This is a genomic window from Streptomyces sp. V4I8 (assembly GCF_041261225.1).
In the GTDB taxonomy this organism is placed as follows: Bacteria; Actinomycetota; Actinomycetes; order Streptomycetales; family Streptomycetaceae; genus Streptomyces.
Genome location: NZ_JBGCCN010000001.1, coordinates 8,649,102 through 8,673,706 on the forward strand (window position 1 = coordinate 8,649,102; position 24,605 = coordinate 8,673,706).

36 protein-coding genes and 2 pseudogenes are annotated in these 24,605 nt (G+C 68.8%); 30 read left to right on the plus strand and 8 right to left on the minus strand.

What is annotated here, in order from left to right; genetic code table 11:
* The first annotated feature begins 51 nt into the window (after positions 1–51).
* The 9 genes and pseudogenes from ABIE67_RS39270 to ABIE67_RS39310 form a co-directional block, all read left to right on the plus strand.
* Positions 52–285 carry a hypothetical protein gene (locus tag ABIE67_RS39270; RefSeq protein WP_370266334.1) on the plus strand — a complete coding sequence of 78 codons (234 nt, stop codon included), beginning with the start codon at positions 52–54 and terminating at the stop codon, positions 283–285.
* Positions 286–325: 40 nt separating this feature from the next.
* On the plus strand, positions 326–817 hold the full coding sequence (locus ABIE67_RS39275; RefSeq protein WP_370266335.1) for an NUDIX hydrolase: 492 nt from the start codon (positions 326–328) through the stop codon (positions 815–817).
* 245 nt (positions 818–1,062) lie between these two features.
* On the plus strand, positions 1,063–2,598 hold the full coding sequence (gene istA, locus ABIE67_RS39280; protein ID WP_370266336.1) for an IS21 family transposase: 1,536 nt from the start codon (positions 1,063–1,065) through the stop codon (positions 2,596–2,598).
* A gap of 102 nt (positions 2,599–2,700) precedes the next feature.
* A complete protein-coding gene (locus ABIE67_RS39285; RefSeq protein ID WP_370266337.1) occupies positions 2,701–3,555 on the plus strand; it encodes an IS5 family transposase in 855 nt (284 codons plus the stop codon).
* Positions 3,552–3,950: a hypothetical protein gene (locus tag ABIE67_RS39290; RefSeq protein WP_370266338.1), complete on the plus strand. Its 399-nt coding sequence runs from the start codon at positions 3,552–3,554 to the stop codon at positions 3,948–3,950. Before ABIE67_RS39285 ends, ABIE67_RS39290 begins: the two co-directional genes overlap by 4 nt.
* Positions 3,951–3,959: 9 nt before the next feature.
* Positions 3,960–4,250: pseudogene (locus tag ABIE67_RS39295) on the plus strand (ATP-binding protein); the annotation flags it as partial.
* 119 nt (positions 4,251–4,369) lie between these two features.
* Positions 4,370–5,791: an IS21 family transposase gene (gene istA, locus ABIE67_RS39300; RefSeq protein ID WP_370251680.1), complete on the plus strand. Its 1,422-nt coding sequence runs from the start codon at positions 4,370–4,372 to the stop codon at positions 5,789–5,791.
* Entirely contained in the window at positions 5,788–6,558 is a 771-nt protein-coding gene (gene istB / locus ABIE67_RS39305) for an IS21-like element helper ATPase IstB (protein ID WP_370251676.1), read from the plus strand. Before istA (ABIE67_RS39300) ends, istB begins: the two co-directional genes overlap by 4 nt.
* Before the next feature lie 54 nt (positions 6,559–6,612).
* Positions 6,613–7,119: pseudogene (locus ABIE67_RS39310) on the plus strand (ATP-binding protein); the annotation flags it as partial.
* Between the two features lie 95 nt (positions 7,120–7,214).
* Here ABIE67_RS39310 and ABIE67_RS39315 read toward each other — a convergent pair.
* Positions 7,215–8,303 carry a tetratricopeptide repeat protein gene (locus tag ABIE67_RS39315; protein ID WP_370266339.1) on the minus strand — a complete coding sequence of 363 codons (1,089 nt, stop codon included), beginning with the start codon at positions 8,301–8,303 and terminating at the stop codon, positions 7,215–7,217.
* A 52-nt stretch (positions 8,304–8,355) separates the two neighbouring features.
* A complete protein-coding gene (locus ABIE67_RS39320) occupies positions 8,356–8,826 on the minus strand; it encodes a single-stranded DNA-binding protein (RefSeq protein ID WP_370266340.1) in 471 nt (156 codons plus the stop codon).
* Between the two features lie 78 nt (positions 8,827–8,904).
* Here ABIE67_RS39320 and ABIE67_RS39325 point away from each other — a divergent pair, with 78 nt between their 5' ends.
* A complete protein-coding gene (locus ABIE67_RS39325; RefSeq protein WP_370266341.1) occupies positions 8,905–9,120 on the plus strand; it encodes a hypothetical protein in 216 nt (71 codons plus the stop codon).
* A 16-nt stretch (positions 9,121–9,136) separates the two neighbouring features.
* Here ABIE67_RS39325 and ABIE67_RS39330 read toward each other — a convergent pair whose 3' ends face one another.
* The 3 genes from ABIE67_RS39330 to ABIE67_RS39340 all read right to left on the minus strand — a co-directional run bounded on the left by ABIE67_RS39330 (position 9,137) and on the right by ABIE67_RS39340 (position 11,441).
* Positions 9,137–9,556, minus strand: a complete 420-nt coding sequence (locus ABIE67_RS39330; RefSeq protein WP_370266342.1) for a transposase — start codon at positions 9,554–9,556, stop codon at positions 9,137–9,139.
* On the minus strand, positions 9,510–10,811 hold the full coding sequence (locus tag ABIE67_RS39335; protein ID WP_370251558.1) for a transposase: 1,302 nt from the start codon (positions 10,809–10,811) through the stop codon (positions 9,510–9,512). The genes ABIE67_RS39330 and ABIE67_RS39335 overlap by 47 nt, the downstream gene beginning before the upstream one ends.
* A gap of 138 nt (positions 10,812–10,949) precedes the next feature.
* Positions 10,950–11,441 (minus strand): hypothetical protein, encoded by a 492-nt coding sequence (locus ABIE67_RS39340; RefSeq protein ID WP_370266343.1) that lies wholly within the window; start codon positions 11,439–11,441, stop codon positions 10,950–10,952.
* A gap of 68 nt (positions 11,442–11,509) precedes the next feature.
* Between ABIE67_RS39340 and ABIE67_RS39345 the strand changes: the two genes are divergently transcribed.
* On the plus strand, positions 11,510–13,075 hold the full coding sequence (locus ABIE67_RS39345) for an ISL3 family transposase (protein WP_370266344.1): 1,566 nt from the start codon (positions 11,510–11,512) through the stop codon (positions 13,073–13,075).
* Positions 13,076–13,084: 9 nt separating this feature from the next.
* Here ABIE67_RS39345 and ABIE67_RS39350 read toward each other — a convergent pair whose 3' ends face one another.
* On the minus strand, positions 13,085–13,975 hold the full coding sequence (locus ABIE67_RS39350; RefSeq protein WP_370266345.1) for an ISL3 family transposase: 891 nt from the start codon (positions 13,973–13,975) through the stop codon (positions 13,085–13,087).
* 84 nt (positions 13,976–14,059) lie between these two features.
* On the opposite strand from ABIE67_RS39350, the gene ABIE67_RS39355 reads away from it, so the two are divergent.
* From ABIE67_RS39355 to ABIE67_RS39400, 10 genes are all read left to right on the plus strand, one after another.
* On the plus strand, positions 14,060–14,242 hold the full coding sequence (locus tag ABIE67_RS39355; RefSeq protein ID WP_370266346.1) for a hypothetical protein: 183 nt from the start codon (positions 14,060–14,062) through the stop codon (positions 14,240–14,242).
* 35 nt (positions 14,243–14,277) lie between these two features.
* Positions 14,278–14,778 (plus strand): hypothetical protein, encoded by a 501-nt coding sequence (locus ABIE67_RS39360; protein ID WP_370266347.1) that lies wholly within the window; start codon positions 14,278–14,280, stop codon positions 14,776–14,778.
* A 133-nt stretch (positions 14,779–14,911) separates the two neighbouring features.
* A complete protein-coding gene (locus ABIE67_RS39365; protein WP_370266348.1) occupies positions 14,912–15,088 on the plus strand; it encodes a hypothetical protein in 177 nt (58 codons plus the stop codon).
* Positions 15,085–16,719: a hypothetical protein gene (locus tag ABIE67_RS39370; RefSeq protein WP_370266349.1), complete on the plus strand. Its 1,635-nt coding sequence runs from the start codon at positions 15,085–15,087 to the stop codon at positions 16,717–16,719. Before ABIE67_RS39365 ends, ABIE67_RS39370 begins: the two co-directional genes overlap by 4 nt.
* Positions 16,716–17,105, plus strand: coding sequence for an SLOG family protein (locus ABIE67_RS39375; RefSeq protein ID WP_370266350.1), 390 nt, complete (start codon positions 16,716–16,718; stop codon positions 17,103–17,105). Before ABIE67_RS39370 ends, ABIE67_RS39375 begins: the two co-directional genes overlap by 4 nt.
* Before the next feature lie 296 nt (positions 17,106–17,401).
* Positions 17,402–17,665, plus strand: a complete 264-nt coding sequence (locus ABIE67_RS39380) for a hypothetical protein (protein ID WP_370269376.1) — start codon at positions 17,402–17,404, stop codon at positions 17,663–17,665.
* Positions 17,662–18,039, plus strand: coding sequence for a hypothetical protein (locus ABIE67_RS39385; RefSeq protein WP_370266351.1), 378 nt, complete (start codon positions 17,662–17,664; stop codon positions 18,037–18,039). The genes ABIE67_RS39380 and ABIE67_RS39385 overlap by 4 nt, the downstream gene beginning before the upstream one ends.
* Entirely contained in the window at positions 18,036–18,245 is a 210-nt protein-coding gene (locus tag ABIE67_RS39390) for a hypothetical protein (protein WP_370266352.1), read from the plus strand. The genes ABIE67_RS39385 and ABIE67_RS39390 overlap by 4 nt, the downstream gene beginning before the upstream one ends.
* Entirely contained in the window at positions 18,242–18,532 is a 291-nt protein-coding gene (locus ABIE67_RS39395) for a hypothetical protein (RefSeq protein WP_370266353.1), read from the plus strand. The genes ABIE67_RS39390 and ABIE67_RS39395 overlap by 4 nt, the downstream gene beginning before the upstream one ends.
* A 118-nt stretch (positions 18,533–18,650) precedes the next feature.
* The gene (locus ABIE67_RS39400) at positions 18,651–19,448 is read left to right on the plus strand and encodes a hypothetical protein (protein ID WP_370266354.1); all 798 of its coding nucleotides are present in this window, start codon (positions 18,651–18,653) and stop codon (positions 19,446–19,448) included.
* Positions 19,449–19,501: 53 nt separating this feature from the next.
* Here the strand turns inward: ABIE67_RS39400 and ABIE67_RS39405 are convergent, their stop codons facing one another.
* A complete protein-coding gene (locus ABIE67_RS39405; RefSeq protein ID WP_370266355.1) occupies positions 19,502–20,986 on the minus strand; it encodes a peptide deformylase in 1,485 nt (494 codons plus the stop codon).
* 151 nt (positions 20,987–21,137) lie between these two features.
* Positions 21,138–21,332: a hypothetical protein gene (locus tag ABIE67_RS39410; protein WP_370266356.1), complete on the minus strand. Its 195-nt coding sequence runs from the start codon at positions 21,330–21,332 to the stop codon at positions 21,138–21,140.
* 180 nt (positions 21,333–21,512) lie between these two features.
* Between ABIE67_RS39410 and ABIE67_RS39415 the strand changes: the two genes are divergently transcribed.
* The 9 genes from ABIE67_RS39415 to ABIE67_RS39455 all read left to right on the plus strand — a co-directional run bounded on the left by ABIE67_RS39415 (position 21,513) and on the right by ABIE67_RS39455 (position 24,591).
* Positions 21,513–21,998 carry a hypothetical protein gene (locus ABIE67_RS39415; protein WP_370266357.1) on the plus strand — a complete coding sequence of 162 codons (486 nt, stop codon included), beginning with the start codon at positions 21,513–21,515 and terminating at the stop codon, positions 21,996–21,998.
* Entirely contained in the window at positions 21,995–22,240 is a 246-nt protein-coding gene (locus tag ABIE67_RS39420) for a hypothetical protein (RefSeq protein ID WP_370269744.1), read from the plus strand. The genes ABIE67_RS39415 and ABIE67_RS39420 overlap by 4 nt, the downstream gene beginning before the upstream one ends.
* A gap of 185 nt (positions 22,241–22,425) precedes the next feature.
* On the plus strand, positions 22,426–22,698 hold the full coding sequence (locus ABIE67_RS39425) for a hypothetical protein (protein ID WP_370266358.1): 273 nt from the start codon (positions 22,426–22,428) through the stop codon (positions 22,696–22,698).
* A 41-nt stretch (positions 22,699–22,739) separates the two neighbouring features.
* Entirely contained in the window at positions 22,740–22,904 is a 165-nt protein-coding gene (locus tag ABIE67_RS39430) for a hypothetical protein (RefSeq protein WP_370266359.1), read from the plus strand.
* Entirely contained in the window at positions 22,904–23,329 is a 426-nt protein-coding gene (locus tag ABIE67_RS39435) for a Pycsar system effector family protein (RefSeq protein WP_370266360.1), read from the plus strand. The genes ABIE67_RS39430 and ABIE67_RS39435 overlap by 1 nt, the downstream gene beginning before the upstream one ends.
* A 131-nt stretch (positions 23,330–23,460) precedes the next feature.
* The gene (locus ABIE67_RS39440; protein WP_370266361.1) at positions 23,461–23,634 is read left to right on the plus strand and encodes a hypothetical protein; all 174 of its coding nucleotides are present in this window, start codon (positions 23,461–23,463) and stop codon (positions 23,632–23,634) included.
* A gap of 82 nt (positions 23,635–23,716) precedes the next feature.
* Positions 23,717–23,923, plus strand: a complete 207-nt coding sequence (locus ABIE67_RS39445; protein WP_370266362.1) for a hypothetical protein — start codon at positions 23,717–23,719, stop codon at positions 23,921–23,923.
* A gap of 85 nt (positions 23,924–24,008) precedes the next feature.
* Positions 24,009–24,305 carry a hypothetical protein gene (locus tag ABIE67_RS39450; RefSeq protein WP_370266363.1) on the plus strand — a complete coding sequence of 99 codons (297 nt, stop codon included), beginning with the start codon at positions 24,009–24,011 and terminating at the stop codon, positions 24,303–24,305.
* 97 nt (positions 24,306–24,402) lie between these two features.
* Positions 24,403–24,591, plus strand: a complete 189-nt coding sequence (locus ABIE67_RS39455) for a DUF4236 domain-containing protein (protein ID WP_370266364.1) — start codon at positions 24,403–24,405, stop codon at positions 24,589–24,591.
* Positions 24,592–24,605: the final 14 nt, after the last annotated feature.

Consider the following 24,605-nt stretch of genomic DNA (forward strand, 5'->3'; position numbering starts at 1 on the left):
GATCACCAGCCGACTCCGAACCGCCTACCCCGCCGCCTGAAAGGACCCGCCATGCCCCGCCGCAAGCCCACCGTCCGCGTCCACCACAGCGCCAGAGGCTGGGTGCTGCCCGACTTCACCGACCTCCACGACTGCACCACCAACTACCACCGCGAACAGGACGGCCAGATGCCGTGCACCGAGGTCGCGGTCTGGAAGGTCGTCGAGGACCACGGCATGCATCTGAGCATCGGCTTCTACTGCGACCCCGACCTGCCCGCCAAGCACCGCCAGCCCGCCGCCTGATCCCCGCGCCCACTCGCACCACACCCACCCAGGAGCCCACATGACCAGCAACAACACCACCACCGACCTCGACGCGCTCAAGCCGCTCGCCGCCGAGATCGAAGCCGCCATCCTCGAAACGCCGATCCGCCTCGGCAGCAATGACTGGGGCACCATGCTCGGCTCGGCGATCCTCGCCCGCGTCGCCGTGTTCATGGGCCGCGAGCTCGGCCCAGACGCCCACGTCCTCGCCGAGATCCAGGCGGAGCGGGCACGGCAGGACGCCAAGTGGGGTGAGCAGAACCACCCCGACGGCACCGGATACCCGTTCTCCCGGGCAGGCGCTGAGATCGCCCGCTCCAACTGCCAGGCCGCGGCCGAGGCGGGCGAGGTGACGTGGCGGCTGATCTCCAACGAGGAGCACGCCGAAGCCATGGCCGAGTCCGACCCGGTGAAGCTGCGCGCCGAGCTCATCCAGGACGCGGCCGTGAAGGTCGCCTGGATCGCCGCGATCGACCGCCGTCTCGCCGCCGCCGCCCGTCCGTCTGTCTGATCCGCCTGCCCGAGAAAGGACCCGCCATGACCACCACACCCGCCCCCACGCCGCGCAACCAGCTCTACGCCGCCGCCACCCGCCTGAGGCAGATGCGGTTCCCCGCGGCCATGACTGACGGCGGCCATGACAAGCTCCCCATAGGCGGCCATTTAAGGCCCCACTGATGGCCACGGGATTCCCCGAGTACGGCCAGATTTCTCCCCGCTCGCCCCGACAGGTCCTGCTCGGCGACGCTCGAGCGGGTGAAGAACAGCAGGGAGATCATGGAAATCCTTGAGGCATACGACCTCACGGGGAGTTACCGCGCCGCGGCCGAGCTGGCCGGGTGCGACCACCACACGGTGGCCCGTTATGTGAAGATGCGGGCCGCCGGGCAGAACCCTGGCCAGCACCGTCACCGGTCCCGCGCGATCGACGACTACCTGCCGAAGATCGAGGAACTGGTGGTCCGCTCGCAGGGCAAGGTCCGTGCGGACGTGGTCCACAAGCGGATCACCGCGATGGGCTTCGCGGGCGGGGAACGCACCACCCGCCGCACGGTCGCCGAGGCGAAAGCCCAGTTCAGGGCCGGCCGGCGCCGGATCTACCGGCCGTGGGTGACCGAGCCGGGGCTCTGGCTTCAGTACGACTTTGGCGACGGCCCGGTGATCAAGGGCCGCAAGACCACGCTGTTCTGCGCATGGCTGGCCTGGTCCCGCTTCCGTGTCGTCATTCCGATCTGGGACAAGACGCTGCCGACGGTCACCGCGGCTCTGGACGCCACCTTCCGCAGGCTCGGCGGAGTGCCGGCCTACGTGCTCACGGACAACGAGAAGACGGTCACCACTGATCACGTCGCCGGGATCGCGGTCCGCAATCCGGAGATCGTCGAGGTCGCCCGGCACTACGGCACGACGATCAGAACATGTCTGCCGGCGGACCCGGAAACCAAGGGCGGCAGCGAGTCCACGGTGAAGATCGCGAAGGCCGATCTGGTCCCGAAGGACGTGAACCTGCGCGAGCAGTACAAGACCTTCGGCGAGCTCGAAGCGGCCTGCCGGGCGTTCTGTGATGATGTCAACTCCCGTACTCACAGGGCGACTCGGAGCAAACCCGTCGATCGTCTCGCGGAGGAACGCCACCGTCTTCACCCGCTGCCCAGGCGGCCGTTCACCGCCACCTTCGGCACCACCCGCCGGGTCACCTGGGAGTCGACGATCTCGGTCGAAGCGGTCCGTTACTCGGTCCCGCACGAGCTGATCGACAGCCGGGTCTGGGCCCGTTTCCACGGCGATGAGCTGATCGTCACCGCCGTCGACGAGCACGGCTCGGCCCGCGAGGTCGCCCGGCATCCGCGCGGCCAGGCGGGCTCGCCGGTCCTGGACGACGCCCACTATCCGCCGCGCGAGGACAAGGAAAGCGACAGGACCCCGAGGGCCACCTCTGCCGAGGAGACCGCGTTCCTCCAGCTCGGGCCCGGCGCCGCGAGCTGGCTGATCGAGGCCGCAGCGACCGGAGTCCGCCGGATCAAGGCAAAGATGGCCGAAGCCGTCGCACTCTCAAAGCTCTACTCGATAGCGGAAGTTGACCGGGCCCTCGGCACCGCCGCGGTCACCGCCCGCTTCGCGGACAAGGACCTGCTCTCCATCCTCGACTACCAGGCCAGCCACGAGATGGCCGAGCCGGTCCGCCGAAGCGAGGACCACTCACTGCAACCCGGCACCTCCGCCTGGTCCGCCCTCGGCGCCACCCCCAGCACTCCTGATCTTTCCGAGTACGACGAAAGCGACCAGCTCTGAGTGGACGTTAAGTCCGATCTTCCTCGGTTCGTGATCGCTCGATCGTGGTACTGATCGCCGTGCAGGCCACCTGCTGGGCATGTCCATGCTGAGATGTAGGGCGTGAAGAGAGAGCCGTACCTCAGCGACTTATCGGACGAGCAGTGGGCGTTGATCGAACCGATGATCACGGCCTGGAAGCAGGACCGGGTGGCCCGGTCGGCGACCGGAGATCCCGGGTCCTGCGACCTGCGGGAGGTCGTGAACGCGATCTTCTATCAGAACCGGACGGGCTGTCAGTGGCGCTATCTGCCGCACGACTTGCCGTCCTGGTCGGCGGTGTTCTACTACTTCGGCCTGTGGCGTGAGGACGGGCTCGACCAGCGGATTCAGGAGCTCCTGCGCTGCCAGGTACGGGAGAAAGCGAAGCGATTAGAGGACCCGTCCCTCGTGATCATCGACACCCAGTCCGTCCGCGCGGCCGCGGGTGTCCCGAAGACCACGACGGGACTGGACGCCAACAAGAAGGTCTCGGGCCGCAAGCGGGGGCTGGCCGTGGACGTTCTGGGGCTGATCATCGGCGTCGTGGTGCTGGCCGCCTCTGCCCACGACAACGCCGCCGGCACCGCCCTGCTCGACCAGGTTGCCGACCGCTGCGGGAACCGGCTGGAGAAGGCCCTGGTGGACCAGGGCTTCAAGGACCAAGTCATCATTCACGGGGCCCTATTGGACATCGACGTCGAGGTCGTCCGCCGCAACCCCGAAGACCAGGTCAAAGGGTTCGTCCCGCAGCCGAAAAGGTGGATCGTGGAGCAGGTCAACGGCACGTTGATGTTGCACCGCCGCCTGGCCCGCGAGTACGACCACCGCACCGACACCTCCACCTCGCGTGTCTACTGGGCCTCCATCGCGAACATGACCCGCCGCCTCACCACACCGAGTCCGACCTGGCGCGACACCCTCGAGCTGGCCGCGTGAACATCACCGAGCTCCTGGCCAGCCTCCAGGCCCAGCACGACGAGACCGGGGACCGGGCCCGTGAACTACGCGACCAGATCGAGCACTTGACCACCGCCCTGACCGAGACCGAAGCGCGACTCGCAAAGCTGACCACCACCCAGAAGGTCATCGCCGAACTCGCACCGGCTGGAAACGAACCCGAACCGCCCGAGACGAACACCGCCTACCAGGCCATCGTGAACGCCTTCAACCAGCACCCCGACCAGGAGTTCCGGGCCCGTGAGCTGCACGAACTCCTCGGCATGCCCACCGACGAGGCATCGGTCAACGTCACCCGTGCTCGTCTCGGACGCCTCGTCCGCCAAGGCTTCCTCACCCAACCCGGACGAGGCCGCTACCAGAAACGGACTTAACGTCCACTGATGGCCACCCCTCTTCGCACCGTCCCCGGCACCAACGGCGACCCGCTCGCCGAGGCCATCGAGCTCACCAAGCGGCTCAAACTCCCGCACATCCGCAGGTCGTTAACCGACATCATCCCCACCGCGAAGGCCCAGCGCTGGGATCCCGCCGAGGTCGTCCGCGTCCTGCTGGCCGAGGAAGCCGCCGGACGCGACCGCGCCAACCTCCACACCCGCCGCAAGCGGGCCGGCTTCCCCACCGGCAAGACCTTCGGCGACTGGCACGAGGGCAAGTCCTCCATACCCAGGGCTGTCGGCGTACACGTGAACGTGCATAGTCACGTACGGATGAACGTGCATAGTTCCTGATGTGTTGAGGGCCGGTGCCCTGCACTCTGCTGCCTGTTGTTCAAGGTTGCAGAGAGGGGTCGATGGTGGTCTTGGACCCGCAGCGCTGGCTGGAACTCCGGCGTTTTCGTGGCCTGGTCGAGTCCGGGGCCATGAGCCTGTCGGAGGTTGCCAAGGAAACCGGGCTGAACTGGCGGACGGTCAGCAAGTACTTGTCTGCCGACGGGTCGGCGTCGCCGCCGCGTCGGACGGTGAGCGGGCAGCCACGCAGGCGGGTGGTCGATGAGGTCGCCCCGCTGATCGACGCGATGCTTCGGGCCGAGGTCCTGATGAAGGCCGCGGTGATCCACGAGCGGCTGGCCAAGGAGTACGGGTTCACCGGCAACTACCAGCGGGTCAAGCTCTACGTTCAGGAAGCACGCCCGAGGATCGCCGAGGAACTGGGCATCACGCCGAGGGAACTGGCGGGGATGCACCGCCGGTTCGAGGTGATCCCGGGCGCCCAGGCGCAGGTGGACTGGGGTGATGAGGGCAAGACCCTCGCTCACCTGGGCATTCCCAAGGTCTACTCCTTCCACATGGTGCTGTCGTACTCGCGTGACCCGTTCTGCTGCTTCACCACCAGCCTGGATCTGCAGACGTTCTTCGACTGCCACCGGCGGGCGTTCGCGCACTTCGGCGGGGTGCCGATGACGATCGTCTACGACCGCACCAAGACCGTCGTCCGCCGCCACGTCGCCCCCGGCGAGGCGGTCCCGCTGCACCCGGAAGCGGTCGGCTTCGCCGGCCACTACGACTTCGACATCGACGTCCTGGCCGCCTACCGGCCGCAGGGCAAGGGCCGGGTCGAGCGGCAGGTCCTGATCGTGCGCGACCACGTCCTGTCCGGGCGGGCCTTCTCGTCCGTCGAGGAGATGGACGCGGCGTTCGCCGCGTGGGTGCCGCAGCGGCGGGCCCAGATCCACAAGACGCACCGGGAGGTCATCGGTGAGCGGGCGGCCCGGGACCACGCGGCCCTCAAGCCGCTGCCTCCGACGCCGTATCTGGTGGCCGAGCGGCATCTGCGGCCGGTCGGCAAGGACTGTCTGGTCGCCTTCGGCGGGAACCTCTACTCGGTGCCCGCCCGCAAGGTCCGCCCACGCCAGCTGGTGGAGATCAGGGCTACAAAGTCCCAGGTCATGCTGCACTCGACCGCCCCTGATGCCAGCGGGGAAACGCTGTTGGCCATGCACCCGCGGGCAGTCGGCCGCGGTGTCCGCATCGTGGAGGAGAAGCATTGGGACGGTCTGCCCACCGGCCAGGGCCGCCGGACCACCAGCGGCGACGTCCCGCCCCAGCCTCGTCACGAGCGTGTCCCCGGCGAGGAAGCCGGTCCGCTGCAGGCCCTGCTGCACCGGGCCGCGGCCACCCGGATCGAGGTCGGCCGTCGGCCGCTGTCGGTCTATGACGAGCTGACCGGCACCCGTCCCTTCACCACCCACCCGAGCACGAGGGAAACGTCTTGAGCGAGCTGGTCTCCACCCGCGTCCGCAGCACGGCCGGCAAGCTCGGCCTGCCCCACCTGGCCGAAGCCATCAACGAGTACATCCGGCGGGCCGACGAAGCGAAGATGGGCTACCTCGAGTTCCTCGACCTGGTCCTGTCCGAGGAACTCGCCGTCCGCGACGACCGGCGCTTCCGCCAGGGCCTGCGGCTGTCGAGGCTTCCACACCACAAGACGCTGGACGAGTACGACTTTTCGTTCCAGCCCGACCTCGACCCGCGCAAAATCAAGGACCTCGCCACCCTCTCCTTCGTGGAAGCCAAGGCGAACGCGGCCCTGCTCGGGCCGCCCGGAGTCGGCAAGACCCACATCGCCATCGCCCTGGCCGTCGCGGCCTGCCGGGCCGGCTACTCGATCTACTTCACCAGCCTCGACGACATGGTCCGCAACCTCAAAACCGCCGAAGCCGCCGGCCGGCTGACCAACAAACTCGGCACCTACCTGCGGCCGAGTGTCCTCGTGGTCGACGAAGTCGGCTACCAGCCCCTCGAACGCGCGGAAGCAAACCTGGTCTTCCAGGTGATCTCCAAGCGCTACGAGAAGGGCTCCATCATCTTGACCTCGAACAAGACTTTCAGCGAGTGGGGCCAAGTCTTCGGCGACGAGGTCCTCGCCACCGCGATCCTCGACCGGCTCCTCCACCACTGCGAAGTCGTCCCCATCAACGGCCCGAGCTACCGACTCAAGAACCGCCTCAAGGCCATCGAGCGGGAAACCGAAGTGGCCTGACACCTCTGCACGTTCAAACGTACGCAGCTATGCACTTCAGCTCGTACGCCGACAAGGGCCACTCAGGACGCCCTCAAGAGCCTGGAATGGATCGGCCGCCGCGAGAATTTTTGTGTCTGTGGACCGTCGGGCACGGGAAAGTCGCACTTCACGGAGGCGCTCGGGCAGACCGCGGTCGAAGCCGGCCTGACTGTCGCCTGGTTCACCATCGAGGACCTCGGCGCCCTGGTCCGCCGCCACCGGGCGGACGACTCCATCGCCCGGGCCCTCGCGAAGATCGTCCGCTCAGATTTGATCATCGTTGACGACATCGGGCTGCTGCCCGTCTCCGAGGATGCCGCCGAGGGCTTCTACCGCTTGGTGGATGCCGCATATGAACGGCGCTCGATCGCGGTTTCGAGCAACCTCCACCCCTCCGGATTCGACGAGATCATGCCCAAGACCCTGGCCACGGCGACCGTCGACCGGCTACTTCACCATGCCCATGTCACGGTCACGCAGGGTGATTCGTTCAGGTTCACCGAGGCCACCACCGGCAAGGGGGTGAAGCCCTTCAGCTGACCCACACCATCCGAGGGCGGGGAGATATCTGGCCGCCACCGGGGAACTTCCAGGCTCTGTCGCGAGTTTGGTGAAAGACCCCGCGTGGATCTTGGTTAGGTGGCGGCCGGGTTGCCGCAGCATTTCTTGTACTTGCGGGTGGAGCCGCACCAGCAGGGGCTGTTGCGGGGCGGAGGCCACGGGGTGGCCTGGCCCCGGGCGGCGAGGTCGGCAGCGTAGTGGGCCCGGGTGTCACCGTCCTGTGGGGCAAGGTTCTCCTCGCGGGTGAAGGACTCGAAGTCGCTCACGGTGCCGTGCGCTATGCCGAGGTGGGGTTCGCCTTCGACGGACAGGCGTTGCAGCATCTGCTCGACGTGGCGGGTGTGTTCGTGGTGCTCGGTGCCGTAGTGGCCGGCCAGCTCGGGCCATGTCTCCAGCAGTTGGGTGAACTCGTCGGGGCTCCAGAAGAGCGCGCAGGTCATACGGGGCCGGGACCGGGCTGCCCGGCGGGCTTCGATCTCAAGGGCCAGTTCCTCGATCGAGGCGATCAGGGCCTGGGGATTGTTGCCTGCTGCTTCTCGCAGTTTCGGGTTGTGGAGGTCGTCGAGGGTGCTGGTCGCACGGAGTTGTGCCGGGCTGTTGTCGTAGAGGTTGTGAGCGATCTGGTCGAGGTCGTCGCAGGGCTGGCCGAGACGGCGCCGGACGCGGTGGCGGCTGATGATGAGCATCTCGATGCCGTTGCCGACCGTCGCGTCGCGAACAGCGTCGACGGAGAGGGGGGTGGCGGGGCCCAGGAGATGGGTCACTCCGGCGGTGAACCAGTCCGCGGCCTCGTGGAGGTGATCTGCGACCTCGAACATCTCCGCGACGATCTCCCAGGGCCCGGCATCGGCCGGGTGCCGGCGGCGCAATGCTTCGGCCGCTTCGCGGGCCTGGTCGGTGCGTCCTGCGTTCCACAGTGTGTCGATGCGGAATGCCTCGATGAGGTGGGGGTCTTCGCAGTCGCTGTCCAGGACCTGCTGGAAGAGCGCGAGCGCCCGCTCGTGCTGGCCGGCGCGGGTGTAGAACTCCGCGGCCTCGGTCAGGAGTTCCTCCTGGTCCCGGGGATACTTCCGGGCCAGGGCCTCAAGTTCTTCGGCCTGCTGGACATCAGTACGCTCGACGAGAGCAGGCTGACGGTGTGCGGGGCGGCGCTTGCGGGACATACGACCACACTATCGACAAACGCGGAGCCGGTGCGGTGCGCCGGCGAAGGGCTCAGAACGGGTGCGGCTCAGCGGGCGCCGCGCCCGGGGACGGCTGAGCCGAAGCCGATCCAGGCCCGGCCGTCGACGCAGGCCCGCCCTGGGCCGGCACGCCTGGCCGGTAGGTTTTGGTGACCTTGGCGGTCGCATACGTCAGGGAGACGGCGACGTCCTCGGCATCGATCTCCAGGACGGTACGGCGCTGGCCCTCCTTGTCGTCGAAGGTGCGCTGTCTGAGGCGGCCGGTGACGATGATCCTCATGCCGCGGGCCAGCGACTGTGCGGCATTCTCGCCTGCTTGTCGCCAGAGTGAGCAGCGCAGGAACAGCGGTTCCCCGTCGACGAATTCGTTGCGGTCGCGGTCGAACACGCGCGGGGTGGAGGCGATCGTGAACCCGGCGACGGGCAGGCCGGAGGCGGTGTGGCGCAGTTCGGGATCGGCGGTCAGGTTGCCCGCCACTGTCACCAGCGTCTCGCCTGCCATTGCCGCCCCGCCTCTTGTCCTGTTACTGGAACACGCCCACCGTACCGGCCCTGCGGGCCCGCTGGCACGATGACCGGTATGACGAGCGAGGAGAAGGTGCTGGAGACGGCGGCTGCGGCACTGAGCGAGGCGCAAGCGGCAGTTCATGCGGCCCGTCGGAGTCTGACCGTGGCGATTGTCACCGCGTACCGGGCTGGGGAGTCGGCTCCCCGCATCGCCGAGCGCACCGGCATGAGCATCATCGAGATCCGGAATCTGCTGGCCGCAGCCGGAGCTTCCCGCCGTCGAGCGTGACCAAGTGGCCGCCGGTTCAGGAGGGGAGCAGGACCCGTTTGCGCAGCAGGTCCGGTTTCGCGCGGCCGAACATCTGCCGTTTCAGCATCTTGATGCGGTTCACGTGCCCCTCGACCGCGCCGGAGCTCCAGTGCAGGGACAGGCCGGCCATGACGGCGTCGAAGTCCTTGCGTAATCCGGTGGCGAAGCCGTGCAGCTCGGGCAGGCCGCTGGCCTCGGCGTCGTGTACCCACTTTTCGAGTTTGTCCTGGCCGCTGCGGGTGGTGAGCATCTCGGCGAAGCGGGTGATGAGCACGCAAGCGGCATTCAAGTCACCGCAGCGGTCGCGGAGTTCCTGCACCGTGACACGCTCGTGTTTGTAGCGAATGGTGATCTTGGGGTGGCGGGCTCTACGCCGCGGCTGCTTCCCAGGCGCGGATGACCGCGGCGATTTCATCGGGACCGGGTTGACCTGCAGGGTTGTGAATATGGCGGGCGGCGATGATCGTCCGGCGAAGCTTGATCACCATGTCGCTGAACGCCGGGGTCGCCTTCGTCGCGTACCAGGGCTGTCGTGCGCGCCGGTCGGCGATGTCGGCGGGGTGGTGCCCGTGGGCGGCGTACCAGAGGACGACGATGGTGTAGACGGCCAGGCCGAAGGGGACGGTGCGCTCCACCGCGCGCCGGGTGCGGTTGCGGGCCTGGCCGACGCCGAGATCCTGGCGCATGTGCTCGAAGATCGATTCGATCGGCCAGCGCGTGCCGTACCGTTCAATGAGGTCGTCGGCGGGACTGACCAGGTCGGTGCTGATCAGAGCGAGGTCGTACGGGCGGGTCGAGTTCAGGTCGCGGATCAGGACGAGGCGGACCGGGAGGTCCTTGAAGGCTCCGTACCACAGGCATTCCCTCTCGGTGATCCACACGAACTCCATGCGCCCGTAACGCTCCACGACGGCAAGGCGCCATGTCGCCGTCTGGGCAATCGCGGTCAGTGAGCCCAGCGCCCTGCCCTTCTTGCGGGGCCGTCCCCGCTTGTTGGTCTTGGGCGGGGTCGGCGCGGACAGGGCGGCGTTGCGCGGGAGTCGGGTGGTGAAGGTGACCGACGGGGGCAGGTCGGCGACCTTGCCGGAGTGGTAGGCAGCGTCGCCGGTGACGTGGAGAGTGCGGCCGGGGAAGAGCGCGGCCAGGTCGTGGACCATCTCCAGGGCCAGGTCGGTGCGGGAGGCGGTGGCCTTGCCCCGCCACAGCCGGGCGGCCACCGGCACAGCGACCGGCTTGGCGAGGAAGGGCAGGCGGACCACGACCGCGCAGATGACCCAGGTGTTGCCGAACCCGAGCTTGTCCTTGCCCCGCCCGGAGCCGTCATGCGCCCACAGCGCCCCGAAGACCTTCCTGCCGACCCGGTGCAGCAGGGTGTCGTCGACGACAGCCAGGATCGGCGCGTCCGCTGGGAGCAGGGCTTCGACCACGGCTCGGGCCAGGCGCAGGCCGAGCTGGTCGGGATCCCACGAGGCCTCAGAGAAGAAGGCGTGGGCCCTGCGGTGCGGCCACAGCCGCGACAGTCCCGCCCCCGTCAGCATCCCGGTGACCGTACGCCGCCCCGTCTGCGCGGCCATCCCGGCCACCAGATGGCAGAACGTCTCGAACGAATGCTTCGTGAAACACGGACGAGTGACCTGCAGAACAAGCAGCAACGACGCCGGTAACGTCATCCCCGGAACCATCAGCGGCAACTTCCTCGCTTCGAGGCGGTTGGATCAACACCGCTGATGGTTCTTCACGTTCAGCCTGACGTTCCGCAAGCCACTCAGCGGGCTCACCCGAACAGGGAAGCCACTATCTGTTCAAGATCACGATTCTCCGCAAAGTCGAGTGACACGGTCGTCCTCGGGCAGGCCGTCAGGGTGGCGCAGGATCATCGTGGTGACCTCCCTGTTCTTCGGCGCCGGTGGGCGGGCTGTCGGCTCGGCGCCCTCCTTGAGTCGCAGCAGGAAGCGGCGCACAGTGCGCTCACTGACCTTCAGCCCCCGGCCGGCGAGCTCCCGGTGGAGGAGGCTGGTGCTGCGGCAGCCTTCCGCCCAGCGAGCCGTCAGATAGTGGGCGTGTCCGTCCAGGCTGCTCTGCCGGCCCGTCGGGGAGCCGATCAGCTCTTCCGGTGTCGCGGCGTTCATGCACTTGCGGACCGTCTTCGGGTCGAGCCGCAGTTCACTGACGATGAACCCGATCCCGGCGCCCTTGGCCATCAGTGCGTGCACAGCGGCATGGCGTTTGTGGACGATCGCGTAATTCGGCTCTGTCGCTGATCTTGTGACCGAGCCGGTGATGTCAGTGGCGGGTGCCATCGTGTCCCCGGTGTGCTTCGCGGAACTTTGAGGGGCTTGTGCCTCATCTGGCCGGTGTCGTAGTGGAGTTGGTTGAGCAGAGCATCGGCGGCATCACGATGCACGCCCGGGTCCGGGCGGCCGATGCGGTGTGTCCGCACTGCGGCGGCGTCTCGGGGCGGGTGCACGGCCGGTACCTGCGGCGACTGTCCGACGCGGCAATCAGCGGCGCGCGGGTGGTGATCGAGCTGCTGGTGCGCCGGTTCCGGTGCCTGAACGCCGCCTGCGCGGCGGTGACGTTCGTCGAGCAGGTCGCCGGACTGACCAGCCCGCATGCCCGCTTCACGCCGCTGCTGCGCGGGGTGCTGACCTCGATCGCGGTGGCGCTGGCCGGGCGACCGGGCAGCCGCCTCTCGGTGGCGCTGGGGGTGCCGGTGGCCAAGGACACCCTGTTACGCCTGCTCAGGGCCCTTCCCGAGGAGCCTGTCGAGCCCGTCAGGGTGCTCGGTGTTGACGATTTCGCCCTACGTAAGGGCGACTCGTACTCGACGATCTTGGTGGACCTGGAACGCCGGCGCCCGATTGACGTGCTGCCCGGACGCGACGCGGAACCGCTGGCCGCCTGGCTGGGTGACCACCCCGAGGTGGAGATCATTTGCAGGGACCGCGGTGGGGCCTACGCCGAAGGCGCCCGCACCGGCGCCCCGCAAGCGGTCCAGATCGCCGATGGCTGGCATTTATGGAGGAACCTGGGCGAAGCGGTGGAGAAGACCGTCGGAGTCCATCATGCCTGCGTCCGGACGGTGTTCGCGACCGCCACACCGGCGATCCCGCCTCCCGGAGACGACATTTGGCAGCTGGCGCCGCCCGCCGCCGACACGATGCTCGATGTGTGCGGGCGAGAGCGCCGCCTGGTGACCCGGACCAAGGAGCGGTACGCCGCCGTCCAGCAACTCCTGGCCGACGGCACCACTCTGGAGGGGATCTGCCGGACGCTGCGGCTGGACCGGTCCACCGTGCGCCGCTTCGCCCGCGCCACCAGCATCGACGAACTGCTGGTCAAGGCCACCAACCGGTCCACCATCCTCGACCAGTACAGGTCGCATCTGAACCAGCGATGGAACGAGGGCTGCCGCGACAGCGCGCAACTCCACCAGGAAATCCGGGCCTTGGGATTCCAGGGCAGCATCCAGACCACCCGGCGCTACCTCCGCCCCTTCAAAACCTCCACCCCCGCCGCACCGGCCGCGCCCCGTCCGGCTCCGCGGCCCCGCCGCATCGTCCGCTGGATCATGACCAGCCCCGGCAACCTCCCGGACGAGGACGCCCTGGCACTCAAGGAGATCCGGGCCGGCTGCCCAGAACTCGACGCGGCCACCCGGCACGTCCGCGACTTCGCGGAGATGATGCGCGACCACAGCGGCGACCAACTCCCCGCATGGATGGAACGCGTCGAACACGATGCCCTGCCCGCACTGCACTCCCTGGTCAACGGCCTGCGCCGCGACCAGGGCGCCGTCGTCGCCGGCCTGTCCAGCTCCTGGAGCTCCGGCCAGGTCGAAGGTCAGAACACGCGAGTCAAACGGATCAAAAGGGACGGATACGGCCGGGCCAACTTCGACCTCCTCCGAACGCGCATCCTCTGCCGCACCTGACCGGCTCGGTCACAAGATCAGCGACAGAGCCGAATTTCGTGATCGTCGACAGCGTTCACGGACCTTCTGTGCACGGATCCCTTCGGCCTTGCCGGGCACCGCGGTAGCCTTCTTCTCCGGCACGGGTGGTATCCACTGCGAGCGCAGGCGGGCGACGAGCCGTTCGGTGGCCAGGCTCAGGTTGTGCCACAAGTGCCACCGGTCGGCCACTTGTTCGGCTGCGGGGGCCCCGCGACTGGCGCCTTCGGAGTAGCAACTGGCCCGGTCACGGCAGATGACGTCAACGCCGGGGTGGGCGAGCAGCCAGTCGGCGAGAGCCTCGGCGGAGCGTTCGGGCAGGACCTCGACCGGACGGCGGCTCTCCATGTCGATCAGGATCGTGCCGTAGTTATGCCCCCGCTTGAGCGCGAAATCGTCAACCCCCAGCACCCGCACGGTCTTCGGCTCAGGCTCGGGCAGAGCACGGATGAGCCGGAGCAAAGCATCCTTGCCGATACCGATGGCCTGCACCTCGGTCAAACGGGCGCCGGCCCGGCCGCCTAGAGCGAGGGCGATGGCTTCCCGCGCCCGGCGCAACAGGAGGGTGCAGCGGCCGTGGCGGAAGGTCAGCCCGTCGATCTGCTCGGCGAAGGTTCTCTTCCCGCAGTCGGCACTCACGCAGAAGAACCGGCGAACTCCCAGGTGAAGTACGGCCTGCTGGCCCGCAATCGCCGTATCGGAGATCTTCCTCTCGTAGCGACTGTGCACCCGCGTGGACACCGCGCCACAGCCAGAGCAGACTGCCGCTGGCTTCCGCCCCCGCGCGTGAATCCGAACCGTACGGCCCGTCACCCAGACCCGCTCGACATGCAGGGCCCCGAAATGCGGAAACAAGACAGCGATCAACTCTGCGACAGACACCCGGCATGATCACGAATCCTCAAGATCCACGCGGGGTCTTTCACCAAACTCGCGACAGAGCCAGAACTACATGGCCGTTGACACATGACCGCCACGTCGAGCACCGCCGCCCTCGTCGGGGCGCGCCTGCCGCTCGCGCAGCTCCTGGAAGCGGTCGCGTCCAGCGCGCTGGAGAACGACCACGAGGAGTGCGCGTCCTGGTGCAGCCCCGAGACGTGCGACCTGTCCGCCGCCCTGGCTGTGGGCCGCCAGATCAACGCCGCCTGATCCGCCTGCCCACCCCACCACCCGAAGAGGGCACCGTGACCGACACCACCGCCACCGACCGCCACGAGCGGTACGCCACCGCCATCCGCACCGCAGGCGATACCGCCTACGGCAACCAGCCGTTCTACGAGGCCATCACCGCGGCCGTCATCGGCGTTGCCGACGCCGAGCAATCCGAGCTGCGCCGCGAGCGTGACCTCGCTATCGCTCACGACCGCCAGCCGTACCCGACGGCATGGGCCTACGAGCAGGCCTGCAAGGCGCGGGAGAAGCACCGCGAGCGGGCCGAGGCCGCCGAGGCGGTCATTGCGGACGTCCAGGCCAAGCACAAGCCGCGTACCGAGCGCCACGGCGCTGGTTGCGTGCAGTGCGGAACGGTCTGGCCCTGCGCCACCTACCGCGACCTGGACGCCGTCGGCCAGTCCAATCCCCGCATCCCCGATCACACCGTCAACGAAGAACGGCCCGCCAGTGAGGACGACACCCCTCGACATGAGATCTGGTCCGCCCACTGCGAGGACGGCTGCTGCCGGTGACCGTGCCCGCCGTTCCTGCCCAGTGATCACAGACGGCCCGCTCCGGGCGGAATCCGGAGCGGGCCACCCAGACCGTACCGCCCACCCCCGGCTGCCTGTTCGCGGGCAGCCGGCCCATCCGAAGGACAACGCTGTGACCGACCCTGACCGCCCGTTCCGCGACGAGCCCACCGAGGTGCTCCGCGCCGCCCACGGCCTCGCCGCCACCCACGCCCGGCATGCCGCCCGCTTCAACCCCGACGCGGACAGCCCGCAGTCCGCCGCCGCCGACCTGTTCCGTGACGAACTCCAGCACCGAGGTGAGCTGTGACCACGACCGACCAGCCGCAGGGGCCCGAGTACACGCCCTGCACCCAGTGCAGCCACATCGAGCCCGAGCACCGGCCGGACGCCGGACCGTGTCTGCTGTGCGACTGCGCCGCGTACCGGCCCGCTCCTGCTGTTCCTGCCGGGCAGGCGCCCGCCACCGGCCGGGCGGACGTCGAGCCGAGCGATCCCACCGAGTGCTCCGGTGACGAAGGCTTCTGCGCCGAGCACGGCTTCCACCGGCACAGCCTCAAGCAGCCCGGCGAACCCGAGCCCGACACCGACCGGGCCGGGCTGCGGCAGCTGATCGCCAAAGCGCTGGTGCGCTACGACTGGAACGCCGGACTCTCGGGCCGGGTCACGCCGAGCGAGCACCACTACGGCGAGGCCGACGCGGTGCTGGCCGTGCTGCCCGACCGGGCCGCCCTGATACGGGCCCACGTCACCCTCGCCGAGCAGGCGGGCCGGGACCAAGCCGCACTCGCCCGCGTCCGGCAGCTGCACGACAGGCTCGCCGAGGACACCGACCTCACTTCGCCCAACGACCCGATCACCCGAGGCGCTGCGGCCAAGCGGATCGCTGCCGCGCTCGACAGTCTGACCACCCCCGCACCCGCCGACCGGGCCGCCGAGGTGGCTGAGCTTCGTAGGAAGCTTGCCGCAGCCGAACGCATTCGGGAGAACGCCGACTTCCACCTGGGGCAGGAGATGGCTCGCCGCCAGTCGGCCGAGAAGGAGGCGGCTCGTCTGTCCGCCGACCGGGCCGCCGTGCTGACCGACGCCGAGCGCACGATGCTGGCCTACGCCCTCGACCAAGCCCAAGAACGGATCTGGTCAGAGGACGGCTTCACCGACGAGGACCAGGCCGCCGTCACCTCACTGCGCCGCTTGGCTGCCGCCCCCCGCCGTCGTGTCTGCCGTGCCGGGGCAGGCGGACAACGAGACGCCCGGCTGCGGCTGCCCGCACCCGGCCGACGAGCACAGCGTGTACGGCTGCGCCGACGGGTGCGCCTGCGAGTGGATGCCCAGCCGGAAGCCCGCCGCCGGGGCACAGCAGCCGAAGGAGGCCTGAACCGTGACGGCCCGCGAACTCCTGCTCGCCACCCTCCGCCAGACCCCGCGCGGCTACCTGGACCACACGTTCGGCGACGACGCCACCGTCGAGCAGGTCGCCGACTACATCCTCACCAGCCGCGACGAGGAGACCCTCAACTCCGCCGCCGACGACTACGAAGCCGCCACGCGCGAGCAGTACCCGGGTCCCATCTACGGCGCCATCCGCAGGATCCGCGCCTACAAGGTCGGCGCGTTCCTCCGCGCTCGTGCGGCCGAGGACCCGTCGTGATCGCCGAGGCCATCGACACCGTCCTCACCCTCGGCTGGGCACTCGCCGCGTGGATCGTCCTCACCGCGCTGGCTGCCGCGCTCGCCCTCCACACGGTCATCGCGATCGCGTGGTGGGCGGGGAGGGCCGCATGGCGGGCATGCAGGCGGCTGTACGGCCGTCTCCCGGCCTCAACTCCACTTAGGGCAGTCCGGGAGCCTCAGGTAACTCCCGGAGCCCCACAGGCCCCTTCACGCCCCGTGCCGTCCTGGGCGCACACCGACGACCACCGAACGGACCAAGCCGCATGAAGCCGTACCGCGTACTCGTCACCGGCAGCCGCGACTGGCCGCGCCGGGAACTCGTCCGACTCGCCCTCGATGCCGCGTTCTGCGAAGCGACTAACTCCGGTCGGCTCATGATCCTCGTCCACGGCGCCTGCCCGCGCGGAGCCGACGATCAAGCAGCCGACTGGGCCAACTACATGATCCGCCGCGACCTGCCCGTCAAGGTCGAAGCCCACCCCGCGAACTGGCAACTGGAGGGCAAGCGGGCCGGGTTCATCCGCAACGCCCACATGGTCAACCTCGGCGCCGACGTCTGCCTCGCCTTCATCCGCAACGGCAGCCGAGGCGCCAGCCACACCGCCCGGCTCGCCGAGGAGGCCGGGATCCCGACGAGGCGGTGGACGGCATGACCGCCCGCACGACCCCCGTATCCGCCCCACCCTGTCCCTGTGGTGCAGCCGCGTACTCCGCCGCTGCTACCCCGGCCAAGTCCCCGCCACCGTGCTGGAGCGCGCACTCCGCATGCTCGCCACCGCCGACGGCCACCTCGACACCAACGGGTCCATCAAAAACCGGAGGCCGACGTGAAGGCCGCCCCGTCATCACGCCGCGGGCCCAGTAGCCGGCCGCTGACGAGCCGCCAACTCAGGCACTCCGGCTGGCCGCTTCCGGCCACACGCACCAGCAGATAGCCGGGAAGCTCGGCATCGCCCCGTCCAGCGTCGGCAAGCTGCACACGGAGATCTTCCGGAAGCTCGGCGCGAAGTCCATGCCGCACGCCGTCCACCTCGCCTACCAGACGGGCATCCTCCGCCGCGAACGCCACGGCGACCACGCCGGATACGCAGCCCACGTATACCGCGGCGAAGACCCCTGCGACCGATGCAAAGCCGGCGAGAAGACGTACCGGACCGAACGACGCCAGCAGCGACGCGGCGCCACAACCGACCAGCAGCAGGAGGCAGCATGAAGCTTCCCGGCCGCGCGTGGATCGCCATCCACCGCGTACAGAACCGCTGGCACGACCTCCTCGCCGTCCTGTCCGGCTACTGCAACGACCGCCCCCAAAAGACCGGCGTACCCCGAGAAGGCGGCGGCTACCGCAACTGGCGGTGCGCCCTCAAACGCCGTCACGACGGCATGCACCGCACCGGCAACTACGTGTGGGAAGCCGACGGCAAAGTCACCTACCTGCCCGCCCCACACGGCAGCGGCAAAGAAGCCCACCAGCCCTGGCGGCGCGACATGACCCCGACCATGCGGCAGGCCCGCAACCGGCGGCACTGGGACGAAGAGCAATCCCGGCTCGTCGGAGCCGGACTCCAAGAGGAAGGCCTCCTGTGAGCGACCCGGCCGAGCCCGCCGTCAGCGTCCACGGCGCCCGCAACATGAGCCCCGAAGCACGCGAAGCCGTCGACGTACTCATCGACATCGCCAAACGGCAGATCCTCGAAGAGCCACCCGACCACACCGACGGGCCCAGCGTGGAAGAATGCGCCGCAGGCGACCGCGCCCACTGGGCAGACAAATACGCGGGGGACAGCCAGTGACCAGCGCCGACAGCATCATCGACCAGATCGACGGAGCCCTCTACGACTGCAGCGTCGGCCCCGACGCCATGCGATACGCGCCAGGCGGGGCACAGTCGGGCGAGCGGGTCATCACCATCACTGCCGACCAGGCCGCCGCACTCCAAGCCCGCTTCCGCGAAGTCGGAACCTCAATCAACCTCGCACTAGCAGCCTTCGGGCCAGCCGCAGCGAACGCCGCCCAAGGCCTGGCCGCCTTCACGCAAGCCTTCCAGGAAGCCCGCCAAGCCGAACACCGGCCCGCATGACGAAGCCCCCCGACCGCAAGCGGTCGGGGGGCTATCGCTGTGTCCGATTCGCGACCTTGTCGACCATTCGACCTGCCACGACCCTTTCCAGGTCAGCTGACGATCAGAGGGGGACTTCGTGCCGTTCGGCAGTGCAGACAGGGAACTACTCCGCCAAGTCGGCAACCAGCTCAGCCAGATCGCCGCAGAACTCGCCGCACTCAAACAGCAGGCCGCCGACCAGCAGCACTCCATCGACCAGACCCGACAGGACACCAACGCCGACATCACCACCGGTCTCGCCGAAATCCGCGCATTAGCCCGCGACGGACTGGCCCGAACCAACGAAATCGCCACCGGCCCGCTCTCCAGCATCGGCAACGAACTCGTCGCGATCCGCGGCGCCATCACCCAGCTCGGCAACCAGGTCCTGCAGGCAGTGGCCCCGCCCACCCCGGAGCCGGCGCCCGAGCCGGTCCTCGTCGAGGACACGCCTCCCGCTCCGGACCCCGAACCCCAGGCGGCGCCCGAGCCGGAAGTCGCCCCGCAGTCACCCAGCGACGACGACCTCGCCATCCTCCGCGCCGCCGCCGGCATCTCCGCCGCCGAACTCCAGATGCATCGCGACGCCTGGGCATTCCTCATCGAACAGACCGCAGGCGAGGAGCACTTCCACATCCCCGGAAAGGTCGAAGACCAAGACGGCGCCGTCACCGTCCGCGTCTCCGGTCCCAGCCTCGTGGCCGCCATCACCAGCCTCGACCGCGTGAACCGCAGCGCCGTCAATCCGGTCACGAGCGCCATCGCAGGACACCTCCACGCCCGGCTCACCGAGACTGTGGAAGAGATCATCACCCGGCCACACCGCGGTGACGGAGCCGACCCCGTCCGCATCGTGATTGACGACAGGGCAAAACCAGACAGCAGCGAGGACTGAAAGCGAAGCGCCCCCAGCCCGGACAGGGCGGGGGCGCTTTCGTGTATCGGCTCCTACTTGCCGTACTGCCATCCACTGCCGGTCCCGCGGTACTCGGAGACAGGGATCGGCTGCACGCCTTCGCGCATCCGCTGCCGGTAGAGCATGCCGTGCAGGTGGTCGACTTCGTGGGCGACGAGTCGGGCCATGCCCCGCTCGAAGATGGTGATCCGCTCCTGCCCGTCGATGTCCGTGTGCTCGACGCTGATGGCCATCGGCCGGGGGACCTTGCCGCGCACATCGAAGAACGACAAGCAGCCCTCGTACTGCTCGTCCGTCTCGGGCGACTCCTCGACGATGCGCGGGTTGAACAGCGTGATTGCCTCGCCGTCGGGGGAGCGGACGATGGCGGCGGCCCGGTCGATGCCGATCTGCGGCGCTGCGACGCCCATGCCCTTGCCGAAGACGTGCACGGTGGAGGCCCGTTCGGCGGCGGAGATCAGTTCGGCGACGACCCGGCGAGCATCTTCGGCCTCGTCAGGCAGGACGAACAGGCGCGCGGTCTTCGTCAGGATCGGATCGCCCTCTTGGACGATACCGACGGCGCGCATCCTCTCGCTCGCGGTCGCTTCGGGCTCCAGTACGTGCAATGCATCCTCCTGGTTTGGGCGGGTTCGGAACTTCCATTCAAGCCGATAGCGGGCGTGCAGTGGGGGGTCTTCGGTGGACCAGGAGAAGACGCGTCGGCCGTCCTCTTCGGTGCGGCGGATCGCGGTGCGGAACGGCATCGCCTCGGCGGTCATGCTCGTCTCGGTGCCCCACACCACCGGGTCGAGGTCGGCCGGGAAGTCGAGGCGGACGCTCATGCGCTGCGTGGGAAGACGGACCGCGCGCTGGAACCAAGACCCCCACTTGTCGTCCCCGACGGTGTAGCTGTACTCCAGCCACACGGACTCGCCGGGGTATAGCGGGTACTGGCCGAAGAGCAGCCACAACTCCTTGAAAGCGTCCCGGTCGTGCTTGACCCGCCATGTCAGCGGCTCGCCGTCGATGGAGGCGGACAGCCCGATCTCGTCCCATGTCAGCGGGTGGTCGCGGTAGTGCTGGTTCGACCGCTCGGGGTCTCCCGGGTAGCGGTCGACGGAGATGCGGATGAGGTACCGGGTGACTGGGTCGGGGGAGTCGTTGTAGAGCTTGCGCCGCTGGGTGGCCCGGTAGGTGTGGCCGTCGTAGTAGAGCGTGGTGTCCTCGTGCTCGACGATCAGGCTCGTCGTGTGCGACTCGTCGCCGTTCGGCGCCGGATGAGGCGCGGCTGGCGGCCTGCCGGTGGCCTCCAGGTCGCGGAAGGCGCGGCGCAGCGCCCCACCGGCACGGAGGACGTCGTCGGCCTGGGCGGCGAATCCCTTGGACGGCGCCAGCTGGCCGCCCTCGACCTTGGAGACGTAGGACGGCGTGTAGCCGACCTTGCTGGCGAGCGCGGATTGCGAGAGGCCCCGCACGTCGCGCCAGTACTTGAGCTCGGCGATGAACGCCTCGGCTGCTGCCTGCTCCTCGGGCATGGCTCCCCTGCCTGTGCCTGTGATTGACGTGTGAGTGATCGACTCTCAGGCTGCCGTCACACCCCGGGCTCGGGGTGTCCTCGGTGGTGAGAGGCGGGGCGGCTATCCCCGCCGCACCCTGAGGAGCGATCTTGACGACAGAGCCCAGAGATTACGAGGGCAGGACTGGCGGCTTGTCGGGCCGCTTCGGAAGTTCGTCCGTCTCGTGCGTGAGCCATTTGAAGAACTCGTTGATGTGCGCGTTCAGGGTGGAGTCCACCTCGGCGACGGCTGCCTTGGCGCGCTCAAGCAGCTCGGGTTCCGGGCGGTATGTCTTCGCGGGGATTCTGTGGACTCCATGGGGCATGGCGAAATCTTCGCACGGTGGATTGCCACCGGTCCATAGGTCGGGTTATGGTGGTGGAGTTCCACCGCGGGGCTGCCTTCCACCAGCACCCGTGTGCACAAATGAAAATGGCCCCGCCCTGGGCTTCCACACACCAGGACGGGACCTGCACGACCTCCCTGACGTAACCAAGGAGTCGGCATGACCAAGCTTAGCGGTGCGCCCGAGCGCGCCGACCAGACGACCAACGTCGCCACCTTCCCGGCGATCGCGCCGGGTCATCACCTCGCCCCGGTGGGGATCGGTTCCCCTGGGCCCGAGCAGAAGATCGTTTTCCTGCCGTGCCCGGACTGGTGCACCACGAATCACGTCTCCGAGTGGGTCCACTTCATCGAGGACGTCGATCACACAGGTGAAGAGTTCGCCGTTCACGTGCACTCGTTCCTCAACCCCGCCAAGCCGGCGTACACGCTGACGGCTGCGGTCGGCTGCGACTCGATGTCGTCCGACCCGCAGATGCGTGCGGCGCACGTGATCGTGGGCGACGAGGGCAGTGTCGACGCCTACCTGACGCCGGACATGGCGTCCGAGGCGGCTGACGATCTGCGCAAGCTGGCCGCGAAGCTCGACGAGGCCGCCCGTACCGCTCGCCTGCACAACCAGCACGCGGCGGAGGTTGCGGCATGAGCACCTCCACCTTGTCCCCGGCTGACGTTGCCGCGCACGTTGAGGCGCAGGGCCCGGTCCGTTCGTCTCGCCCGCAGCTCCCGGCCCGCATCGTCCTGGAGTCCTTTCCGGCTGGCGGCCCGCGTGGCCAGTGGCCGGCGGAGTCCTTCGCCGCGGAACGTCGCCGTGAGGGTGTTCCGGCCCGCGTGGTCATGGACCTCGCCTCGGACTCGTTCCTCGTGATCGTCGAGGCGTCGTCGTGAGTTCCGCCGACTGGGAGCGTCTGCTCCGCAAGCTGCGCGAGACGAACCACCGCAGCGAGCACCCACTCGCTGACCCCTAGACCGCCGCGTCGGCGGAGAAATCCGATCCCCCACGGCACCCGCCGACGCGGCCCCCACTTCGCACCACCCATCCATCCCGGCATGACCACCCGAGGAGATCAGCTATGCCTTCTTCCGCCCAGATCGCCGCGCCCGCCGCCTGGCCCGAGGGCGTCATTGCCCGCTACCTCACCGACGCGGGTAAGGCGCTTGCCGACCCGAGGATCACCGTCGACCTCCGCCAGGACAGCGACACCTCCGACATCACCGGCACCTGCCGCGGATGCGAGGCGACGTTCGCTGAGAGCAACTACATCGGCCGGTGCCTGTCCACGGGCAAGCACTGGGCCCAGGAGCACGCGGAGAAGTGCCGCGCCCTGCCCCGCCCCACCGCCTGACCCACCCACCGTTCCCACGTACCCGGAAGGGCTGTACCGCCATGTCTATTCAGGACCGTGCCCGTCTGATCGACCAGTTCATTGCCGCCGACGAGGAGACGCGCCGTCTGATCCTCGACCAGGCCGCCGGCGTCGACGCCGTCACCCAGCTGGGCCCGCGGCTCGTCGACGAACTTCGCGGACTCCGACTCCCCGTCGCCGCCTGATGGCCGCCTTGTCGGCCGCGCATGCGGACACGCAGCAGGTGATCGCCCGAACCGACAGCAAGGCGTCGCTGCTGCTGGCGTTCGACGGTGTGCTGGCGGCGGGCGCGTGGACGGCGGGCCGGGAGTTGGACCCCACCGTGTGGCTGATGGTTCCGGCCGCCGTCCTGCTGGCCGGGTCGATCTCGGTCCTGCTGTGGACGGTCCGGCCCCGTCTCGGTGACGGGCGGCACGGGTTCCCGCTGTGGGCGACGCTCACCGCCGACACGCTGCCCGACGCGATGACCGAGGCCGGTGACGCCGGGGAAGTCGTGCAGCTGTCACGGATCGCGGTCCGCAAGATGCGCCTGTTCCGGGCGGCCGTCGACCTGACCCTGGCCGCTGGCGGACTGCTGGCTGTCGCACTCGGCGCCGCGGCCCTCCTGTAGACCGCCGGGCGGCGGCACCCCCAACCGCCGCCCGGCACCACCCCTACTGGCCTTGTTGGAGGCCGCATCCCTGGTGCGGCGCCCTGCACGACCAGCACCACCTATCTGATCCCAACCTGAGAGGCATCTCCATGAAGTTCAAGGCCACGGCCAACGTCACTGGCAACCGCACTGGCACGAAGAGGCAGGCCGTCATCACGCGGCCCGCCGAGTCCGAGAGTGACGCGCGCGCCAAGTTCGAGCGAGACATGCGCTTCGTCAACCACACGATCGACGGCGACATCAAGGTCGAGCGCGACAGCTGACTGGCTGCCCGATCCGCCCGTCTTGCACGGGCGGTGAGGGGAACCGCTCAGCGTTCCGCCACCCCACCGAGAGGAGCCCGCCATGGGCCGGTTCAAGAACACCGCCGAGGAGAAAGCCAACGTCGCCGCCATGAAGGAGGCGGACCGCCGGCTGAACGAGAACTCCGACCGTGAGCGCCGAGCCGGGATCCGGCACGAGACCCCGGAGTACCAGGAGCTCAACGCCAAGGCCAACGAGGCCGCCGCGAAGGTGCCGTTCTGGCACGGCGGCACCAAGAAGGGCCGCTGACCGTAGCCCTCGGCCCGCGACACCCTGCGCGGGCCCTGGAGATCGGCCAGCACCACCCCACTCCGACCACCCTGAGAGGGACCTGATGCGCCCGTATCTGATCACCGCGAAGCCTGGCCGGCTCAACCGTGCCGCCTGCTGGGCGGGCCGGTGGGCGCTGAAGTTCCTCGCCCTGGCCGTGATGGTCGGGCTCGGCGCCGTCGTCCTGGTCGTGCGCTGCGCCCGGCCGGTCATCAACTACACCGCCACCCGCGCAGCGTGGCTGGAGCTGTGGGCGGCGTCGGTGACCGGGATCGGCCCGGTCGGCGCTGCCTTCGGCTCCGGCCTGACCGACGAGTTCGTTCGTGAATTCCACAAGGCGCGCACGGGCGCGCCCGCCTGAGAGGACCAAGCCATGCGTCTCTTCTATGCCTTCTCGATCTTCGCCAGCATCGCGACTCTCGTCTTCGCGATCGCGTTCAACGTCGGCCGGTGACCTGATGCCGATCACGTTCCGTAAGAGCTTCCGGATCCTGCCCGGGGTCCGCCTCAACATCAACCGGCGCTCGTGGTCGATCACGTTGGGCGGCGGCAAGGGGCCACGCCACACGATCTCGTCCACCGGACGCCGCACCACCTCGTTCGATCTTCCCGGACCCTTCGGGTTCCGCCACAACCACCGCCGCTAGGCCCTGAAAGGACT

What these genes read in the sequence shown, in the direction of transcription:
- ABIE67_RS39315 (WP_370266339.1), bottom strand. Translation starts at nt 8,303, where the DNA reads ATGTCCCGCAAGCGCCGCCCCGCACACCGTCAGCCTGCTCTCGTCGAG.
- ABIE67_RS39420 (WP_370269744.1), top strand. Translation starts at nt 21,995, where the DNA reads ATGAGCACCTCCACCTTGTCCCCGGCTGACGTTGCCGCGCACGTTGAG.
- ABIE67_RS39270 (WP_370266334.1), top strand. Translation starts at nt 52, where the DNA reads ATGCCCCGCCGCAAGCCCACCGTCCGCGTCCACCACAGCGCCAGAGGC.
- ABIE67_RS39455 (WP_370266364.1), top strand. Translation starts at nt 24,403, where the DNA reads ATGCCGATCACGTTCCGTAAGAGCTTCCGGATCCTGCCCGGGGTCCGC.
- ABIE67_RS39275 (WP_370266335.1), top strand. Translation starts at nt 326, where the DNA reads ATGACCAGCAACAACACCACCACCGACCTCGACGCGCTCAAGCCGCTC.
- ABIE67_RS39325 (WP_370266341.1), top strand. Translation starts at nt 8,905, where the DNA reads ATGACGAGCGAGGAGAAGGTGCTGGAGACGGCGGCTGCGGCACTGAGC.
- ABIE67_RS39410 (WP_370266356.1), bottom strand. Translation starts at nt 21,332, where the DNA reads ATGCCCCATGGAGTCCACAGAATCCCCGCGAAGACATACCGCCCGGAA.
- ABIE67_RS39385 (WP_370266351.1), top strand. Translation starts at nt 17,662, where the DNA reads ATGAAGCTTCCCGGCCGCGCGTGGATCGCCATCCACCGCGTACAGAAC.
- ABIE67_RS39430 (WP_370266359.1), top strand. Translation starts at nt 22,740, where the DNA reads ATGTCTATTCAGGACCGTGCCCGTCTGATCGACCAGTTCATTGCCGCC.
- ABIE67_RS39440 (WP_370266361.1), top strand. Translation starts at nt 23,461, where the DNA reads ATGAAGTTCAAGGCCACGGCCAACGTCACTGGCAACCGCACTGGCACG.
- ABIE67_RS39340 (WP_370266343.1), bottom strand. Translation starts at nt 11,441, where the DNA reads ATGGCACCCGCCACTGACATCACCGGCTCGGTCACAAGATCAGCGACA.
- ABIE67_RS39415 (WP_370266357.1), top strand. Translation starts at nt 21,513, where the DNA reads ATGACCAAGCTTAGCGGTGCGCCCGAGCGCGCCGACCAGACGACCAAC.
- ABIE67_RS39405 (WP_370266355.1), bottom strand. Translation starts at nt 20,986, where the DNA reads ATGCCCGAGGAGCAGGCAGCAGCCGAGGCGTTCATCGCCGAGCTCAAG.
- ABIE67_RS39330 (WP_370266342.1), bottom strand. Translation starts at nt 9,556, where the DNA reads ATGAAATCGCCGCGGTCATCCGCGCCTGGGAAGCAGCCGCGGCGTAGA.
- ABIE67_RS39450 (WP_370266363.1), top strand. Translation starts at nt 24,009, where the DNA reads ATGCGCCCGTATCTGATCACCGCGAAGCCTGGCCGGCTCAACCGTGCC.
- ABIE67_RS39335 (WP_370251558.1), bottom strand. Translation starts at nt 10,811, where the DNA reads ATGACGTTACCGGCGTCGTTGCTGCTTGTTCTGCAGGTCACTCGTCCG.
- ABIE67_RS39320 (WP_370266340.1), bottom strand. Translation starts at nt 8,826, where the DNA reads ATGGCAGGCGAGACGCTGGTGACAGTGGCGGGCAACCTGACCGCCGAT.
- istA (WP_370251680.1), top strand. Translation starts at nt 4,370, where the DNA reads ATGGTGGTCTTGGACCCGCAGCGCTGGCTGGAACTCCGGCGTTTTCGT.
- ABIE67_RS39435 (WP_370266360.1), top strand. Translation starts at nt 22,904, where the DNA reads ATGGCCGCCTTGTCGGCCGCGCATGCGGACACGCAGCAGGTGATCGCC.
- ABIE67_RS39355 (WP_370266346.1), top strand. Translation starts at nt 14,060, where the DNA reads ATGACCGCCACGTCGAGCACCGCCGCCCTCGTCGGGGCGCGCCTGCCG.
- ABIE67_RS39445 (WP_370266362.1), top strand. Translation starts at nt 23,717, where the DNA reads ATGGGCCGGTTCAAGAACACCGCCGAGGAGAAAGCCAACGTCGCCGCC.
- ABIE67_RS39425 (WP_370266358.1), top strand. Translation starts at nt 22,426, where the DNA reads ATGCCTTCTTCCGCCCAGATCGCCGCGCCCGCCGCCTGGCCCGAGGGC.
- ABIE67_RS39375 (WP_370266350.1), top strand. Translation starts at nt 16,716, where the DNA reads ATGAAGCCGTACCGCGTACTCGTCACCGGCAGCCGCGACTGGCCGCGC.